Annotated in this window: 15 protein-coding genes (1 of these 15 only partly in view); 4 read left to right on the top strand and 11 right to left on the bottom strand. The window is 65.1% G+C overall.

The window, feature by feature from the left end:
* Nucleotides 1-696, top strand: the end of a protein-coding gene (locus tag CO731_RS09540) for a M23 family metallopeptidase (RefSeq protein ID WP_108606925.1). The gene continues 1272 nt to the left of window position 1, outside the view; 696 of the gene's 1968 nt are visible here — the last part of the coding sequence; its start codon lies beyond the left edge, outside the window; the stop codon is at nt 694-696.
* Nucleotides 697-732: 36 nt separating this feature from the next.
* Here CO731_RS09540 and CO731_RS09535 read toward each other — a convergent pair whose 3' ends face one another.
* Together CO731_RS09535 and CO731_RS09530 are read right to left on the bottom strand one after the other, a co-directional pair.
* Nucleotides 733-1572 (bottom strand): GGDEF domain-containing protein, encoded by an 840-nt coding sequence (locus CO731_RS09535; RefSeq protein ID WP_159091610.1) that lies wholly within the window; start codon nt 1570-1572, stop codon nt 733-735.
* Between the two features lie 73 nt (nt 1573-1645).
* Nucleotides 1646-3199: an MFS transporter gene (locus CO731_RS09530; protein ID WP_108606923.1), complete on the bottom strand. Its 1554-nt coding sequence runs from the start codon at nt 3197-3199 to the stop codon at nt 1646-1648.
* Between the two features lie 1220 nt (nt 3200-4419).
* Between CO731_RS09530 and CO731_RS09525 the strand changes: the two genes are divergently transcribed.
* The 3 genes from CO731_RS09525 to CO731_RS09515 are packed head-to-tail and all read left to right on the top strand — an operon-like array spanning nt 4420 to nt 5939.
* The gene (locus CO731_RS09525) at nt 4420-5100 is read left to right on the top strand and encodes a glutathione S-transferase family protein (RefSeq protein ID WP_108609723.1); all 681 of its coding nucleotides are present in this window, start codon (nt 4420-4422) and stop codon (nt 5098-5100) included.
* A 24-nt stretch (nt 5101-5124) separates the two neighbouring features.
* Entirely contained in the window at nt 5125-5466 is a 342-nt protein-coding gene (locus CO731_RS09520) for a metalloregulator ArsR/SmtB family transcription factor (protein ID WP_108606922.1), read from the top strand.
* On the top strand, nt 5463-5939 hold the full coding sequence (locus CO731_RS09515; protein ID WP_108606921.1) for an SRPBCC family protein: 477 nt from the start codon (nt 5463-5465) through the stop codon (nt 5937-5939). Before CO731_RS09520 ends, CO731_RS09515 begins: the two co-directional genes overlap by 4 nt.
* Here the strand turns inward: CO731_RS09515 and CO731_RS09510 are convergent.
* From CO731_RS09510 to ptsP, 9 genes are all read right to left on the bottom strand, one after another.
* A complete protein-coding gene (locus CO731_RS09510; RefSeq protein WP_108606920.1) occupies nt 5936-6433 on the bottom strand; it encodes an N-acetyltransferase in 498 nt (165 codons plus the stop codon). The genes CO731_RS09515 and CO731_RS09510 overlap by 4 nt on opposite strands.
* A 57-nt stretch (nt 6434-6490) precedes the next feature.
* Complete coding sequence (locus tag CO731_RS09505) at nt 6491-8068, bottom strand: serine hydrolase (protein ID WP_108606919.1); 1578 nt, start codon at nt 8066-8068, stop codon at nt 6491-6493.
* Between the two features lie 81 nt (nt 8069-8149).
* Complete coding sequence (locus CO731_RS09500) at nt 8150-9526, bottom strand: L,D-transpeptidase family protein (RefSeq protein WP_108609722.1); 1377 nt, start codon at nt 9524-9526, stop codon at nt 8150-8152.
* A gap of 156 nt (nt 9527-9682) precedes the next feature.
* Nucleotides 9683-10045, bottom strand: a complete 363-nt coding sequence (locus tag CO731_RS09495) for an MmcQ/YjbR family DNA-binding protein (RefSeq protein ID WP_108606918.1) — start codon at nt 10043-10045, stop codon at nt 9683-9685.
* A gap of 67 nt (nt 10046-10112) precedes the next feature.
* The gene (gene clpB, locus CO731_RS09490) at nt 10113-12716 is read right to left on the bottom strand and encodes an ATP-dependent chaperone ClpB (RefSeq protein WP_108606917.1); all 2604 of its coding nucleotides are present in this window, start codon (nt 12714-12716) and stop codon (nt 10113-10115) included.
* A gap of 220 nt (nt 12717-12936) precedes the next feature.
* Nucleotides 12937-13755, bottom strand: coding sequence for a DUF4167 domain-containing protein (locus CO731_RS09485; protein ID WP_108606916.1), 819 nt, complete (start codon nt 13753-13755; stop codon nt 12937-12939).
* Between the two features lie 306 nt (nt 13756-14061).
* Complete coding sequence (gene prmC / locus CO731_RS09480) at nt 14062-14916, bottom strand: peptide chain release factor N(5)-glutamine methyltransferase (RefSeq protein WP_108606915.1); 855 nt, start codon at nt 14914-14916, stop codon at nt 14062-14064.
* Complete coding sequence (gene prfA, locus CO731_RS09475) at nt 14909-15988, bottom strand: peptide chain release factor 1 (protein WP_108606914.1); 1080 nt, start codon at nt 15986-15988, stop codon at nt 14909-14911. The genes prmC and prfA overlap by 8 nt, the downstream gene beginning before the upstream one ends.
* Nucleotides 15985-18258: a phosphoenolpyruvate--protein phosphotransferase gene (ptsP, locus tag CO731_RS09470; protein WP_108609721.1), complete on the bottom strand. Its 2274-nt coding sequence runs from the start codon at nt 18256-18258 to the stop codon at nt 15985-15987. Before ptsP ends, prfA begins: the two co-directional genes overlap by 4 nt.
* Nucleotide 18259 lies beyond the last annotated feature (1 nt).

Raw genomic sequence — 18259 nt, 5'->3', positions numbered from 1 at the left:
GACCGCATCGAGGTGTTCTTCTCGCAGCCCGACGGCGACGACAAGGCGTCGGAGGATTCCGAGCTGCTTTATGTCTCGGCGAATTTCGGCGGCAACACCCGCAACTTCTACCGTTTCCAGATGGGCGACGGCGCGGTCGACTATTTCGACGAGGACGGCCGCAGCGCGCGCCAGTTCCTGCTGCGCAACCCGCTGCCCAACGGCAAGTACCGCTCCGGCTTCGGCGGCCGCAAGCACCCGATCCTCGGTTACGTCAAGATGCACACCGGCGTCGACTGGTCGGCGCCGACGGGCACGCCGATCATCGCTGCCGGCAATGCCGTCGTCGAAAAAGCCGGCTGGGCCGGCGGCTATGGCAAACAGACCATCCTGCGCCACGCCAACGGCTACGAGACGTCCTACAACCACCAGAGCCGCATCGCCCCGAACGTCACGCCGGGCGCGCGGGTCCGCCAGGGCCAGGTCATCGGTTATGTCGGCACCACCGGCCTGTCGACCGGCTCGCATCTGCATTACGAGCTGATCGTCAACGGCACCAAGGTCGACCCGATGCGCGTGCGCCTGCCCACCGGCCGCGTGCTGACCGGCGAAGACCTCACCGCCTTCAAGCTCGAACGCGAGCGCATCGACGATCTTCTCAAGGAAGAGAACAAGGACTCGCTGAAGGTGGCGAGCACCGCAAAGGCCAGCGGCTAAGTCTTTCCAGGATATTGCGGACGGCCGTCGGCAGGATCAGCTTGCGACGCTTGCCCTGGCAACCCCGTCGCGGCCAAACCCGTCGCTCCTGGCGCGCTTGGCGATGTACATCGCACGGTCGGCCGACGCGATCAGCGCCTCGGCGTCGCTGCCGTCGTCCGGGAAGACCGCAATTCCAACCGTGGCACCGACCGTCAGTTGCAGCAAACCGATCTCGATCGGCTTGGCGATGTCGCGTTGCAGCCGCTGGCTCAGGAAGAGCAATGCCTCGGGATTGCCGACGCCCGAGACGACCACGCCGAATTCGTCGCCGCCAAGCCGCGCCACCGTCGCCCCTTTCGGCGCCGCCTGGGTGATGCGCCGCGCCACCTCGACCAGAACGCCGTCGCCGACGGCATGACCATGCGTGTCGTTCACCGGCTTGAACCCATCGAGGTCGATATAGATCACACCACAGCCGGACGAGGACTTTTCAGCGTTGCCGATGGTCGACTTGATCTCCTCGCGGAACCGGCGGGAGTTGGCGAGCCCCGTCAGCGGGTCGTGGCGGGCTGAATCGTGGGCAAGACGTTCCGCCGCTTCGCGCCGCGCGATCTCGCGCGAGAGCTGCCGGGTGCGAAAGCCAAGCATGACAAGCGCGACGATGCCCGCGCTAAGCAGCAGCGACAGCAACTCGTCCAGTTGCCATTCCTCATAGGTTCGGGTTGCCTCGTAGAGGCGCTCGAACAATTCGAGACGCGTGGCGACAGCGAACAAGGCGACGCTAAGTATTGCCCAAGGTGCAAACGCTGCCATCCGGCGCCAATCGGCGCCGGCTGACCGGGTGCCTATCGCCTCGCCCGTTTGCTGCTGCCGACGCTGATCGGATGCCGACATCGTTGCCACCTTGTCCAGAGGTTGAGACTGGCTTGAAGGCCTTAACAAGGTGCTAAACGCCGTCGGCCGTATTTTATCCATCGGCACCGGCCGGCACAGTGCCGCCCTTGTCCGCGGGCGTCTTTCTTTTCCACGACGGCTGCGTGAACCAGGCGACCGCTGACGCAACGAAGCACATCGCAGCCGAGATGGCGGCGATCGCCGCGAAGGCATCGTTGGTGGCCGCCACCCGCAGCGCTTCCGCCGCCGCATCGAGCGGCGTGCGGACATAGGCGCCGAACTCCGCGCCGGGTGCGGCAGACCCAACGACGTTGGCGAAGACGACGCCGGCGACCGCGCCGAGCGAGGCTACCGCCATCAGCCCTGCAGCACGGGCCAGCGCATTGTTGATGCCCGAGGCGAGACCGGTGTCTTCTTCCGGCGTCGCCCGCATCACGGCTGCCGACACCGGCGAGACGACGATCGCCATGCCGAGCCCCTTGAGCAGCAGGATCGGGAACGTCACCTGCCACAGCATCATCAGCGGCATGGTCAAGGCCAGGCCGAGATAGGAGAGGCCGACGATTGCCGCCCCCACGGTCAGCGGCCAGCGCGGCCCGATGGCATCGGAAAGCCGCCCCGAATAGCTCGACAGGCCGGCGATGAACAGGGACAGTGGCAGGAATAGCAGGCTCGCCTCCCACTCCTTCGCTCCCCAGCCCGAAACAACCGTCATCGGCAGGAAAAACAGCACCGCGTTGAAGGCGAAGAACAGGATCAGCGTATAGAGATTGGCGCCGGTGAAGGCGCGCGAGGCAAACAGCTCGAGCTTGACCATCGGCGCGCGCGCCCGGTGTTCCCACAGAATGAAGACGGCGAAGATGACCGCGCCGCCGACGATCCAGGCCCAGGGCGAGACCGCCCGCGCCTCGACCGGCAGGCCGAAGGCGGTCAGCCCCCAGGCCATCAGGCCGAGGCCGGCGGTCGCAAGGATCGCGCCGACGATGTCGAGCCGGCGCTTCGACGACGGACGGTCCTGCGGCACCTTGGTGAGCAGCATGGTCAGCGCGATCAATCCGATCGGCACGTTGATGGCGAAGATCAGCCGCCACATCCAATCGGCACCGAACGACAGCACCATGCCACCGACGAACGGCCCCATCGCCGTGGTCAGCGAGGAAAAAGCGGCCCATTGGCCGATCGCCTTGCCGCGCGTCGCGTTGGGATAGGATTTGGCGATGAGGGCAAGACTGCCCGGCACCATGAGCGCAGCACCTATGCCCTGTGCCGCGCGCATGACGATCAGCATCTCGGCGTCAACGGCGAGCGCGCAGGCGGCCGAGGTGATCATGAACAGGACGATGCCTGTGGCGAAGATGTTGCGGACGCCGAACACGTCGCCGGCGGCACCGCCGAGCAGGACGAGCGCCGAAAGGAACAGCATGTAGCCGTTGCTGATCCACTGGGCATCGACCAGCGACGCGCCGAGGTCCTCGCGAATGACCGGCATGGCGAGCGAGACCACCGAACCGTCGATGAAGCCCATGCTCGATGCCAGGATCGCCGAGACAAGCACGTAGCGCCGCGCCGCGGGCGGGCAGAAGACGTGGTTGTTGTTCTGGGCAGGCGGGGTGGCGGTGGTGTCCATGGCGCGAGACTATGTGCGGGAGGGGTGCGCGGGAAGTGACCAGGAAGACGAATTCTGGCAGCCAGGCGACATTAGGTTCTCCCGTGGTGGCCTCAGGCGCGACACCCTCCCTCTCCCCTTGTGGGAGAAGGTGGCCGAGCGAAGCGAGGTCGGATGAAGGGTGTTGGACGGAGTGCGACATCTCCGAAATTCCCTGACACATCTGCAGCCTCTCATTTCTTCCAACACCCCTCATCCGTCGCCTTCGGCGACACCTTCTCCCACAAGGGGAGAAGGGGGCGCGCTCCGTTCTGCCACGCCCCGTTTCCGGTCTGGCCATTGCGCATGAAAAGTTCGGGAAGCGGGGCGCGAGGCCGTGCCTGCCGAATGCTAAATGGTGGCGCGAACCTCGCGTCCCGCCGGCGATTTCTGTCCCCGTCCGTTCCGCTTCCGGGGCATCGGGCATTTTCGCATGCCCCCCCACTAGCGCATCGTCCAGCGCACCCGGGCCGTAGTGCCCGAAGGGGAACCCTTGGACGGAACCTCCCCGGATCATGAGCCACGTTAGCCCACGAGCGGAGGCGCCGGTTCCTCCCCGCATGTCACCGTCGCGACCGGCGTTCCCGCGGGAGAAACTGGTGAGGATTGTACGGGAGGTTGTTGGGGGCGTGGAGAATGGGGCGCGGCTATCCACGCGGGATGGTGACAGGGTGCATCGAATAATTGGGCGGCATTGGGCCGCGGAGGCAGTTGCCACGTCACGGCATGGATCCCCGGGTCTCCGCACGTCGCTTCGCTCCTGCTCCGCCCGAGGATGACGAAGGCGTTGGGGCTCGCGGCACATCGCGGACGTCGGTAACTGGCAGCAAGCGCTTCACTGCAGCCAAATTCCTGCATTCCTGCCAATCGCTGCCCTTGGCGACTAGCGTCCCCCACCAATGCCGTCGTCATCCTCGGGCGGAGCAGGAGCGAAGCGAACTGCAGAGACCCGGGGATCCATGCCGTGACCGCCCCGTCTAGCTGACGGTGAAGGATCGCGACTGAGGAGATGTTGCGAGAGCTTCTGCGTGGCGATTGATCTCAGAAAAAAAAAGCGAAAGCGTGGAAAACCTCTCCACGTTCGACACCTGTCACCCGACAACAAAGCCCCTATACTTTCCGCAATCGGAAACTTTCCCTTGCCAATCTCGCGACGATAAAATAGTTTCCGCAAGCAGAAACCATTGGAGTCGCCCGGCATCATGGCGCTGACGCTTTACAGCCACCCCCTCGCCTCGTTCTGCCACAAGGTGCTGATCGCGCTCTACGAGAACGACGTGCCGTTTCAGGCCGAAACCGTCGACTTCGGCGATCCTGGCTCGGCGGCGGCATTGCTGGAGAAGTGGCCGGTCGGCAAGATTCCGGTGCTGCGCGACGATGCCCGCGACCGCACCGTGCCTGAGACCGGCATCATCATCGAATATCTCCAGCAGCATTATCCGGGCCCGGTGCCGATGCTGCCCGCTCACGCCGACAAGCGGCTCGACGCCCGGCTGTGGGAGCGCATTTTCGACCTCTACGTCAGCGTGCCAATGCAGAAGATCGTGACCGACCGGATTCGTCCCGTAGCCAGCAACGATCCGTTCGGCGTGGCCGACGCGCGACGCACGCTGGACACTGCCTATGCGATGATCGAGACCCAGCTGGCGGGCAAGACATGGGCGATGGGCGACGATTTCACCATCGCCGACTGCGCAGCCGCACCGGGGCTGTTCTTCGCCTCGTTCGCGCATCCATTCACCAGCGGCCAGCACAATCTCGCCGCCTATTTCGAGCGGCTTGTCGCGCGCCCTTCGATCAAGCGTACGCTTGCCGAGGCACGCCCCTATTTCCAGTTTTTCCCCTACCGCGAGGCGATGCCGGAGAGGTTTCTGCATGACTAGACGACATGCCGGTGGAGTGTGGCGATGATGGACCCGCAGCAACTGGATCGCATGTTCACCGCCCTCGCCGATGCCGGCCGACGCGGCATGGTCGAGCGGCTGAGCATCGGCCCGGCCACCGTCAAGGAACTGGCCGGACCGGCCAACATGCGGCTGCCTTCCGCTCTCAAGCATCTCAAGGTGCTCGAGGACGGCGGCATCGTCGTGTCGCGCAAGGTTGGACGGACGCGGACCTACAACATGCAGCCGGCGGCGTTCGCCGCCATCGACGAGTGGGTGCGCAAGCGCCAGACGGCCATGAACCAGGCCTTCGATCGCCTGGTCGAGGCGATGAACGAAATGCCCGAGGTGCAAGACCGATCATGACCGCGTCATCCGTCGCCCACACCACCTTTGTCATCGAGCGCGAACTGCCGGCTGGCCCCCGGCATGCCTTTCGTTTCTGGTCGGAGCCGGAGCTCAAGGCGCGCTGGAACGACTGCCATCCCGACTGGACCGTGCTCGAAGACAGCTTCGATTTCCGTGTCGGCGGCATCGAGGCCAAGCGCTGGCGCATGCCCGACGGTACCGAGTTGGCATTTCGCGCCGACTATTTCGACATCGCGGCCGGCCAGCGCATCATCTACGGCTTCGAAATGAGCCATGCCGGCAAGCGGATCTCCGCTTCGCTTGCGACCATCGAGCTTTTGCCCGAAGGGGCGCAGACGCGGATGAGGTTCACCGAGCAACTGGCGTTCCTCGGCCCTGCCGACGCCATGGCGGCGCGCATCTCGGGCACAGGAACGGGATTCGACCGGCTGGTCGAGGTCGTCGCAAGGGAGGCGGCAAGCGTGCACTAACTCGCGTCGAAGCCTTCGTGGAAAGCGACCTCGCCGCTGGGAACTTCGTCGCAGAATGCCAGCCGCTGGACATACTCCGATGGGATGTCGCCATAGGTAAGGTCGGGGTCGGCGACGAAGGCAAAGCGGCTGTAGTAGGCCGGATCGCCGACAAGCACGCAGCCCTTGGCTCCCAGTTGCCGCAGCGCTTCGAGCCCGTGGCGGATGAGGGACTGGCCGGTGCCCCTGCCCTGCCGGTCGGGCCAGACTGAAACCGGCCCGAGGCCGTACCAGCCGAGGTCCTTGCCACCGATGGTCACCGGCGAGAACGCAACGTGGCCCAGAATCTCGCCATCGTCTTCAGCGACCAGCGACAGCGTCAAGGCACCGGCATCGCGCAAGGCGTCGACGATGGCCGCTTCGGTCTGGCTCGAATGCGGAGCATCGGCGAATGCGGCGCGAGTGAGCGACCGTATGGTGTCGACATCCTCGGGCCGTTCAGCGCGTATCTTCATGCAGTTGCCCTGTGTTCCTTGCGGTCTTGACCGGTTCATGCCCGGCCATGTCCCTCGTCAGCGGTCAGCACGCCTGAGGGTGCCAAGGTGGTTTTCGTCGAGCGATTCGATCGTCACCGCCGAGGCCTTTCCGTCAGGCCCGATGGCAAAGCGGACTGCCGAAGGCATGTCGGGCATTTCCGGATTTGGAAAAGCCAGGAAAAGATCGCGGTCGAAATGCGTCAACGGATAGGATCGGGCGCCATCCGGACCGACCTGAAGCACAAGGCCGTTTTCCGCGCCCGAAACCACGGCGTCGCCGACGAAATCGTTGGAATAACGGCCCGCATAGGCTCCGTTCGGCAATGCTGGCGTGGCCGGCGACGGCGGCGTGGCGTACGTTGCCTTGGCAGCCGCGACAGCCGGGCCGAACAGGCCGTCGAAGACCGTGTTCCACGACTTCACCCAGTCCTTGTCGACCCTTCCGTCGAAGACGAGATCAGCGAAGCTGTCCGACAATCCCTCAGGCACGCCTGTCGGGAAAGCGTTGACGAGGATCACGATACCGAGCTTCTGCTTCGGAAACAGCGTGACCAGGCTGCGCGCACCGACGCTGAAAGCGCCGGCATGGCCCCAGCTCAGGCCATGACGACCGAACTCGACATTCCAGCCGAGACCGTAGAACGAAGCCCCGCCCGTGACAGGGTTGCTGCCGCGGGTCATCAGCGGGACATGGGTCTGATCCAGCGCATCGGCCGCGATCAGCGTCTTTCCGCCATGGACCCCGTTGCCAAGTTCGAGACGGACCCACTGCACCAGATCCCGCACGGTGGAACTGATGCCGCCGGCGGGCGCCTGCGCGTCCGGCTGACGCTGGACTCTTGCTGCCCATGCACCGCCGATCTTGACGTGGAGAGCGGCGCGATTGGCATGCTTGACGAAATCGGCATGGCGAGAACTGGTCGATGTCATGCCGAGCGGGCGGTAGAGCTTTTCCTCGGCGACGTCTTCCCACGCTTTGCCTGTCGATTTGGCCGCCGCGACAGCCCCCTCCGTCAGCCCGAAATTGCTGTAGGAATAGCCGGCGCGAAAACTCGACGACGGTGCGACGAACCGCAAGCGGCGCAGGATTTCCGTGCGGTCGTAGCCGATGTCCTCGAGGTCGTCGCCGGCCGTGCCGGGAAGGCCGCTGCGGTGGGCAAACAGGTCGCGGATGGTGAGTTGGCTTGTCGGATAGGGATCGGCAAGCCGAAAGGCCGGATCCAGGTCAACGATCCTCGAGTCCCAGGAAACGAGCCCCTCGCTGACCAGCGCCGCCACGACGGTGGAGGAAACCGGCTTGGACAACGAGGCGATCTGGAACACGGTGTCGGCGTCGACCGCTTCGGGCTTGCCTACCTCGCGCAGTCCAAATCCCTTGAGGTAGACGACTTCGTCATCATGCACGACGCCGATGGCGAGGGCCGGCACGCCGCCATCGGCAACGACGGCTTCGGCCTGCTGCTCGAGTTTTGACAGCGCGGCAGTCACTTGCTCGGGCGTGACTTGTTCCGGCGTGACCGTCTGAGCCAGGGCCGGGCCCGGCGCGAGCGTCATGGCCGAAAGAACAACCCAGCTCTTCCAGCGGCGAACAAACCAGTCTGCGGGTAGTCGCATGCGCCCGGCTCCCTCTGCACCCAGCCTGCAGCTTCAGGCTACAGGTTGACGCAAGGGAATCCAAGCTTGGCCGTTACCGCCCTATTCCATGAACTCGACCGGCACGCCCGACTTGACGATCTTGGCGAGCTCGCGCGCGTCCCAATTGGTCAGGCGCACGCAGCCATGGCTCTCGGTCTTGCCGATCTTGGACGGGTCGGGGGTGCCGTGGATGCCATAGGTCGGCTTGTCGAGCGCGATCCAGACCGAGCCGACCGGGCCGTTCGGCCCCGGCGGGATGGTCAGCACCTTGTCGTTTTCGCCCTGCTTGAAATTGATCTTGGGATTGTAGGTGTAGTTGGGATCGAGCGCGACCCGCGACACCGCATGGATGCCGGTCGGCGACGGCGTGTCGCTCGACCCGATGGTGGCGGGATAGGCTGCGACCAGCTGGCCTTCGGCATTGTAGGCGCGGACCTGCTTCAGGCTCTTGTCGGCGATGATGCGCGCGACCGGCTTGTTCACCAGCTTGCCGAAATTGGCGACCTTCACGATGGTGCCGGGGCGGTTGAAATTGGCCTCCGGGTTGATCGCCTTGAGATAGTTCTCGTCCATGTGGAAACGCTCGGCCAGCATTTCGGTGACCGAGGTGAAGGCCATGCGCTCGAGCTTGGCCTTTTCGCTGTAGTCGGCAGGGACCGAGGCGACGAACGGGCCGGCGGCATCTTCAGGGGTGATGGTGTAGGAGCCGAAGGCGTCGCCGCCGGTCTCGGCCAGCGCCTGCTTGATGCCCTCGGCGTCGGTCGACTTGAGGCTCGTGCCGGTCAGCTCGTTGTAGGCGGCCAGCGCCTTGTCGACATTGGAGCCGAAGCGCCCATCGATGACGCCGGGCGAAGCACCGGCGCGGTCGAGCAGGATCTGCAGGGCGGCGACGTCCTCGCGGCCCTTGACCGCGATCGACGGCTCAAGCGGCTGTTCGGTGATGCGCGGCGTCGAAGGAAGCGCCGGCTGGTCGTCTGGGCTCTGCAGCGGCTCGCGCGCAACGACGCGCGGACCGCCCGGCGCATCGGGGAAGGCATTGGGGTCGTCGTAATAGTCGTCGCCGTTGGGGTCGGCCGGAATGGCAGGCGCATCGTCGGAATAATAGCCGTCGTCAGCCGGGCCGATCAGCACGTCGCCCTCGCGATAGTCGCGGCGAAGCTCCTGGCGGCGCAATTCGCGGCGCAGCGCCTGGCGGTTGAGCCGCGTCTCCGGCGGCTGCACGGCGATGACCTTGCCGGTATAGGGATCGACCAGCACGCGGTTGCCGCGGCCGTCGTAGAAGATCTCGACGTCCTCGCTTTGGGCGAGGCGGATGGCCTGCGGAACCGTCTCCACGCGTTGCGGCGCGGGTTCGCCAGTGGGCGACACCGCGGCCATGGCCTGGAGCGCCGACAGGCCGGTGGCCATGGCCGAAAGCACAACGATCTTGCGCAACATGGTCGCCAAATCTCTCCGAATCTCGACCGCCGCCAAGGCGGTCACGGTGGAATCACTGTTGTCCACCGTCATCCAATAACGATCTGCTAACCCTTCCAACATGAACAGGGCATGAAAATGGCCGCTTTGCAGGCATTTGCGGGCGAGCTAGGTTCTCTAGACCGGCAGTCCGAGCAGCTGGCGGGTTGCCTTGGGAAGTTTCACCGCAATCAGCCGGTGGCTTTCGCCGATGTAGTCGCGCAGCCCTTGGTCATCCATGGTTTCGCCGGTCTGGCGCTGGATCCATTTCATGCCGCGCGAGGCAAGATAGGGTGCGGGTCGGAGCCCGGGCTGCTCCTTCAGAATGTCGAACGCCATTTCGGAGACCTTGAAGGAGACGGCGAGCCCTGCGCCGTCACTCCAGCCGCCAATGGCGAAGACCTTGCCGCCGACCTTCCAGACATGCGCACCGCCCCATTGCACGACATGCTTGGTGTGCGGCAGCGAGGCGCAGAAGCCGTTGTATTCGTCGAGCGTCATTTCGGTCCCCCACCCCGATCCGCAAGCGGATCGACCCTCCCCACGAGGGGGAGGGTAAAGCCCGCGCTCAGGCCGCCTCTTCCGTCACCACCGTAGGCTTGGAGCGGAAGTTGAGGCGGTCGGAACCCGCAATGATCTTGACGGTCGAACCGTCGAGGATCTCGCCGCCGAGGATCTTTTCGGCGAGCGGGTCCTGCAGCTCCTTCTGCATGACGCGTTTGAGCGGACGTGCGCCATAGGCCGGGTCGTAGCCCTTGTGCGCCAGCCACTCGATCGCGTCGGGCGCGAGGTCGAGCGTGATCTTGCGGTCGGCGAGCAGCTTTTCCAGCCGCTGGAGCTGGATCGCGACGATCTTGCCCATGTCCTGCTGGCGCAGGCGATGGAACAGGATGACCTCGTCGATGCGGTTGAGGAACTCCGGCCGGAACGCGCTCTTTACCACGCCCATGACTTCGTCGCGGACCTGGTCGACATCCTCCCCTTCGCCCAGCGCCACAAGGTACTCGGCGCCGAGATTGGACGTCATGATGATCAGCGTGTTGCGGAAGTCGACGGTGCGGCCCTGACCATCGGTCAGGCGGCCGTCGTCGAGCACCTGAAGCAGCACGTTGAAGACGTCCGGATGCGCCTTTTCGATCTCGTCGAACAGGATCACCTGGTACGGCCTGCGGCGGACGGCTTCGGTCAGCGTGCCGCCTTCCTCATAGCCGACATAGCCGGGAGGCGCGCCGATCAGCCGGGCGACCGAGTGCTTTTCCATGAACTCCGACATGTCGATGCGCACCAGCGCGTGCTCGTCGTCGAACAGGTAGTCGGCGAGTGCCTTGGTGAGCTCGGTCTTGCCGACGCCGGTCGGGCCAAGGAACATGAACGAGCCGATCGGCCGGTTCGGGTCCTGCAGGCCGGCGCGGGCACGCCGCACCGCCTTGGACACCGCCTGCACCGCCTCGCCCTGGCCGACGACGCGGACGCCGATCTCGTCTTCCATGCGCAGAAGCTTCTCGCGCTCGCCTTCGAGCATCTTGTCGACCGGAATGCCGGTCCAGCGCGACACCACATGGCCGACATGGTCGGGCGTCACGGTCTCTTCGACCATCGTGCCGCGGCCTTCGAGCGCCTCGGCCTCGACCAGCTTCTTTTCAAGCTCGGGGATGCGGCCATAGGCAAGCTCGCCCGCCTTCTGGAACTCGCCCTTGCGCTGGGCGATGGCGAGTTCGTTGCGCGCCTCTTCGAGCTGGCCCTTGAGGTCGGCGGCAAGGCCAAGCTTTTCCTTCTCGGCCATCCACTGGCTCGTCACCCGGGTCGACTCTTCCTCGAGACCGGCCAGCTCCTTTTCGAGCCTGTCGAGGCGATCGCGGGAAGCTTCGTCCTTCTCGAGCTTGAGCGCCTCGCGCTCGATCTTGAGCTGCATGATGCGGCGGTCGATCTCGTCGAGGGCTTCCGGCTTGGAATCGATCTGCATGCGCAGCCGCGATCCGGCCTCGTCAACAAGGTCGATCGCCTTGTCGGGCAGGAAGCGGTCGGTGATGTAGCGGTTGGACAGCGTGGCCGCAGCAACCAGCGCCGAGTCCGAGATGCGCACCTTGTGGTGCTGCTCGTACTTCTCCTTCAGGCCGCGCAGGATCGAGATGGTGTCCTCGACCGTCGGCTCCGAGACGAAGACCGGCTGGAAGCGGCGGGCAAGTGCAGCGTCCTTCTCGACATGCTTGCGGTACTCGTCGAGCGTGGTGGCGCCGACGCAGTGCAACTCGCCGCGCGCCAGCGCCGGCTTGAGCAGGTTGGACGCATCCATCGCGCCATCGGCCTTGCCGGCGCCGACCAGCGTATGCATCTCGTCGATGAACAGGATGATGCCGCCGGCAGCCGAGGTGACCTCGGACAGCACGGCCTTCAGCCGCTCCTCGAACTCGCCGCGATACTTCGCGCCAGCGATCAGCGCACCCATGTCGAGCGCCATCAACTGCTTGTCCTTGAGAGACTCCGGCACGTCGCCATTGACGATACGCAGCGCAAGACCTTCGGCGATTGCCGTCTTGCCGACGCCGGGCTCGCCGATCAGCACCGGGTTGTTCTTGGTGCGACGCGACAGCACCTGGATGGTGCGGCGGATCTCGTCGTCGCGACCGATGACCGGATCGAGCTTGCCTGCGCGGGCATCCGCCGTGAGATCGCGGGCATATTTCTTCAAGGCGTCGTAACCCTGCTCGGCGCTGGCCGAGTCGGCGGTACGGCCCTTGCGGATGTCGTTGATCGCCTGGTTCAGCGCCTGCGCGGTGACGCCGGCCTTGGCGAGGATTTCAGCGGTCTTGGCCGACTTTTCGACGGCGAGCGCGGTCAGCAGGCGCTCGACAGTGACGAAGCTGTCGCCGGCCTTCTTGGCCAGGTCCTCGGCGGTCGAAAACACCTTGGCAAGCGGCTGGGCCATGTAGAGCTGGCCGTTGCCGCCCTCGACCTTCGGCAGCGCATCGAGCGCCCCCTCGACGCCGAGCTTGACGTCGCGGGCGCGGCCGCCGGCGCGCTCGACAAGCGACGCGGCAAGGCCTTCCTCATCGTCGATGAGGACTTTCAGGATATGTTCGGGGGTGAACTGCTGATGGCTGCGCGAAAGCGCCATCGTTTGCGCCGACTGGATGAAACCGCGGACGCGTTCGGAATACTTTTCAAGGTTCATTCTATGTCTCCATTCCGTACCCGGCCCGCTTTGCGGCACCGGTCTGGCTCAAGGTGACGGATCCGCCCAAACGGGCCGGACCCAACTGAGCGTGATATGGTGAGTAGGACGATATCCCTCAAGACGTATTGATCGAAGTCAAAAAACAAAAAAAGGCGGCGGGAGTTTCTGGCTCCCGCCGCCTTCTATTCTCAATGTTCCGACGATGTCGGCGTGCTGATCAGCTGTCGGCTACGGCAAGCCCGCCTTCGGGCACCGGTGCCTCGGCAGCGGCCTCGCCTTCCGGCGCAGCGGCGCGTTCGCCGCGGCGCGGACGACGGCCACGACGCGGTGCAGCGGCAACTTCGCCTTCGGCGGCTTCAACGGCAGGTGCTGCCTCGGCCACCGCTGCTTCCGGCTGCGGCTGCTCGACGGCAGCGGCTTCGACCTGCGGAGCTTCGGCCTGAGCGGCCTCAGCCTGCTGGTCGGGCTGGCGACGCTCGGGACGGCGGCCCTCGTGACGCGGACGGCGCTCACGGCGACCTTCGCGCGGCTGACCTTCGCCGGCTGCCTCTGGATTGAGGGCGACTTCGGCGGGCGTGCCTTCGATCTCCGGCTGCGGACCAGTGCCGTTTGCGACCGGCTCCTGCTGCGGCTGCTGGACTTGCGCCTGCTGATCGGCAACGTTGTTGCCAACGCCGTCATCGTCGCGCTCGTCGTCCATGTCGCCGTCGAACTCGTCGCGGCTCTGCTGCTGGTGCTGGATCGGCATCTGCGCCATGGCGGCAGCGATGATGCGGTTGTAGTGCTCTGCGTGCTGAAGGTAGTTTTCGGCCATCACGCGATCGCCAGAGCTTTGCGCGTCGCGCGCCAGCGTGGCGTATTTTTCGGCGATCTGCTGCGCGGAGCCACGGATCTTTACGTCCGGACCGTTGCTCTCGTAGTTGCGCGTAAGCGGGTTTGGACCCTTGCGGTTGCTGTTATTATTATTGTTGTTGCTATTGTTATTATTGTTGTTGTTACGACCGCGCATGCGCCTGTTCTGCTGTTGTGGCCTCATCAGATTCTCTTTGTGTTGAATTCATCCGAACGGGGGCACTTAGGCGGCCTGCCGTTTCGTATCTTTCCGCCCGTGATCGCCCGCAACATCTTTGCGTCGGCGCCACATGCCATCCTGTCTCGGTTTCATGTCACTTGCCGGACGATCCCCGCACGAAGCTAGAGCGTCGTCTACGCAAGAAGGCAGCTAGTTTCGAAGGAAACCGAATCGTTAACAGCACTGCCTGCTTCGTCTCATCCGGTTGCCGGAAACTAGCGGCATTCACTTTCCTTGCCAAGCGGTTTTTTTAGAGCCGTTTGGCGGTGGTCAGCGCCGGAACACGAGCACCCGGTCGTTGCCGCCCAAGTCCTTGTGCTGGGCCAACAAATGGTAACCGGCCTGCTCGAATATTTCGGTCACGTCGCGTCGCTGGTCGTGCCCGATTTCGAGCCCGACAAGGCCATCTTTCTCAAGATGGCGCGAAGCACCCGACGCTATCGTTCTGTATGGCTCAAGACCGTCCGGGCCGCCGTCGAGCGCGCGGCGCGGATCAAAATTGCGAACCTCGTTCTGCAAATCCTCGATCTCTGATGAGGATATATAGGGAGGATTTGAGACGATTAAATGGTGCAGGCCATCAATCTCTGAAAACCAGTCAGATTTTTTTGCCGAAAAGCGCGCCGAGACCCCCAATTGCCCGGCATTTGCCGCAGCAGTCGCCAGCGCATCGTCGGAGACGTCGACGCCGGTCGCCACGGCCCGCGGCTCCTGGGTGACCAGCGCAAGCGCAATGGCCCCGGTGCCGGTGCCGAGATCGAGAATACGGCAGATGCCGTCGCGCGCCGCAGTCTCGCGCACAAAGGGCAACACCGCATCGACCAGAGTCTCGGTGTCCGGGCGCGGCTCCAGCGTTTCGGCCGAGAGACTGAGGCGCATGCCGTAGAAATCGCGGTAGCCGAGGATGCGGTGAACGGGCTCGCCCGATATGCGACGGTCGAGTGCTGCCTCGATTTCAGCGACCTGCCCGACGATCCTGTCGGGCGAAGAGATGGCGTCGGTGCGTGTCGTGCCGGAGAAATGCTCGACGAGCAGCCGGGAATCGAATGCTGCGTCCGCGATGCCGGCGTCGGCAAGGCGCTGGCGCGCATGACGCAGGAGCTCGCCGAGCGGACGCTCAGCCATCCGAGCCCATGTCGGCCAGAAGCTTCGACTGGTGGTCGGCGATCAGCGCGTCGACGACGTCGTCGAGTTCGCCCATCATCACGCGGTCGAGCTTGTAGAGCGTCAGGTTGATGCGGTGGTCGGTCAGCCGCCCTTGCGGGAAATTGTAGGTGCGGATGCGCTCCGAACGGTCGCCCGAGCCGACCTGCGACTTGCGCGACGACGAACGTTCCTCGTCGGCGCGGCTGCGCTCCATGTCATAAAGACGCGCGCGCAGGATCTGCATGGCGCGGGCACGGTTCTGGTGCTGCGATTTTTCCGCCTGGACCACCATGATGCCGGTCGGCAGGTGGGTGATGCGAACCGCCGAGTCTGTCGTGTTGACGTGCTGGCCGCCCGAACCCGAGGCACGCATCGTGTCGATGCGGATGTCTTCGGGGCGGATGTCGATGTCGACCTCCTCGGCCTCCGGCAGTACGGCAACCGTCGCAGCCGAAGTGTGGATGCGGCCGCTGCCCTCGGTCGCCGGAACGCGCTGGACGCGGTGGACGCCGGATTCGAACTTCAGATGGGCGAACACGCCCTTGCCCGAAACGGTGGCGATGATTTCCTTGAAGCCGCCGGCATCGCCGTCGCTGGCGGAGGCTACCTCGAAGCGCCAGCCACGCGAGGCGGCGTAACGCTCGTACATGCGATAGAGGTCGCCGGCGAACAGGGCGGCCTCGTCGCCGCCGGTGCCGGCGCGGATTTCGAGGATGGCGTTGCGCTCGTCGGCCGCGTCCTTGGGCAGGAGCAGGATCTGGATTTCGCGCTGCAGCGCCTCGATGCGGTCCTCGACCTCGGGCTTGTCCATCTCGGCGAGCGCACGCATCTCGGCATCCGTGCCCTTGTCGGACAGCATCGCCTCGAGATCGACGAGTTCCTGCTCGGCGCCGCGCAGGTCGCGGATCCTGGCAACAAGGTCCTGGATGTCGGAATATTCGGACGCCAGCTTGACGTAGACGTCGGGGGCCGGGCCAGCCGCCATCTGTGCTTCGAGCATGTCGAAGCGCTTGACGACCTGGTTCATTCTGTCGTGAGGCAGGCTGATCATAGGGGTATGGAACGGTCGTCCGCAAAGGCCTGGAGCAACGCGCGCATCGGCAGGTTGGCGGCAGGACCGGAAAGGTTGTCGTCGAGGAAGGATTTCAGCTCGCCGAGAGGAAGTTCCGTCAGCATCGCCTTGACCGGGCCGATGGAGGCCGGGGACATGGAGATCGAGCGGTAGCCGAGGCCAAGCAGTGCCATCGCCGAGATCGGCTTGCCGGCGAGTTCGCCGCACAGCGTGACCGGCGTGTGGTTGCGCGCACCGGCATCGGCGATCTGCTTGAGCACCCGGAGGAACGGCACCGACAGCGGGTCGAAGCGGTCGGCGAGTTGGGTGTTGCCGCGGTCGGCGGCCATGACGAACTGGAACAGGTCGTTGGAGCCGACAGAGACGAAGTCGACCGCCTGCATCAGCTCGTCGAGCTGCCACAGGAGCGACGGCACCTCGATCATCGCGCCGAGCTTGAGGCTCGTCGGCAGATGGTGGGCGAAGCGCGAAAGGTGGCGCACCTCACGGTCGATGATCTCGCGTGCCTGGGCGATTTCCGAGAGCTCGGTGACCATCGGCAGCATGACCTTGAGCTCGCGCCCGCCGGCAGCCTTGAGCAGCGCGCGGACCTGGGTGCGCAGCAGGCCGGGACGGTCGAGGGTGAGCCGGATGGCGCGCCAGCCGAGCGCCGGGTTCTCTTCCTCCTGCACCGAGCCCTTGAAATAGGGCAGCACCTTGTCGCCGCCGATGTCGATGGTGCGGAAGGTGACGGGGCGGCCGCGGGCGATGTCGAGCACGTCGCGGTAGAGTTTCTCCTGCGCTTCGGCGCGCGGAAACGTCGAGGCGACCATGAACTGCAGTTCGGTGCGGAACAGGCCGATGCCGGCAGCGCCCGCCTCTGCCAATTGCGGCAGGTCGACGGCGAGGCCGGCATTCATCAACAGGTCGACCTTGACGCCGTCCTTGGTCTCGGACGGCTTCTTGCGCAGTTCGCGGTAGAGTTCCTGCCGACGCGCGCGGAAGCGCACCTTTTCGGCGTAAGCGGCTTCCAGATCGGGCTGCGGACGCAGATGAACCGCCCCCTCCTCACCGTCGACGATGATCGGATCGCCGTTTTCCGACATGGAAACGGCGCCCTTCATCTGGCCGGCGACGGGAATGCCCATGGCGCGCGCGACGATGACGACGTGGCTGGTCGGCGCACCGTCTTCCAGAACAAGCCCGCGCAGCCGGTCGCGGGGATAGTCGAGCAGTTCGGCAGCACCCATCGAGCGGGCGACGATGATGGCGTCCTTGGGCAGCGATGCGGCGATCGTCTCGGGACCGCGGCCCATCAGCTGGCGCAGGAGGCGGTTGGCGAGATCGTCGAAATCGCTCATCCGCTCGCGCAGATAGGGATCGGTCATGTGCAGCATGCGGGCGCGCATGTCGCTCTGGACCTTTTCGACCGCAGCCTCCGCCGTCAGGCCGTTGCGGATCGCCTCTTCGAGGCGGCGCACCCAGCCGCGGTCGTTGGCAAACATCCGGTAGGCTTCGAGAACCTCGCGATGCTCGCCCTCGAAGGCGACGTCGCGGCGCTCCAGCATGTCGTCGATCGACAGGCGCAGCGAACCGAGCGCATCCTCGAGCCGGCGCAGCTCCTCCTCGCTGTCCTCGTTGAACAGGTTGGTGACGACGATGCGCGGCTCGTGCAGCACGACATGGCCAAGGCCGACGCCTTCGTTGAAGGCGATGCCGGTGAAGCTGGCCGGGCGCGACATGTCGAGCTCGAGGCCGGGCCGGCTCAGCCGGCCGATGTCGCCCGACGCGATCATCTCGGCGATGACCATGGCGGTGGTTTCGAGCGCCTCGATCTCGTCGTCGCGATAGTGGCGCATGGTCTTGTTTTGGACGACCAGCACGCCGAGCGTGCGCCCTGCCCTGAGCACCGGCACGCCGAGGAAGGAATGATAGATCTCCTCGCCCGTTTCCGGCAGGTAGGCGAAGGCGGGGTGTTCCTGGGCGTTGGACAGGTTGAGCGCGCGGGCGCTCGCCGCGATCGTGCCGACCAGGCCCTGGCCGAGACGCAGCTGGGCCAGGTGAACGGCATTCGGGTTCAGACCGACGGTGGCGTAGAGCTCGAGCACCGAGTCGGCGCGCAGCACGTAGAGCGAGCAGACCTCGGCCACCATGTTGGCGGCGATATCGCGCACGATCCTGTCGAGCCGTTCCTGTGGCTCGAGAGGCTCCGCCATCAATTCGCGGAGCCGTTTCAGAAGTACGCGTGGCCCAGCGGCCATGTCACGTATC

The sequence above is a fragment of the Aminobacter sp. MSH1 genome (genome assembly GCF_003071665.1).
Taxonomy (GTDB): Bacteria; Pseudomonadota; Alphaproteobacteria; order Rhizobiales; family Rhizobiaceae; genus Aminobacter; species Aminobacter niigataensis.
This window is presented reverse-complemented; position numbering and strand designations above follow the sequence as displayed.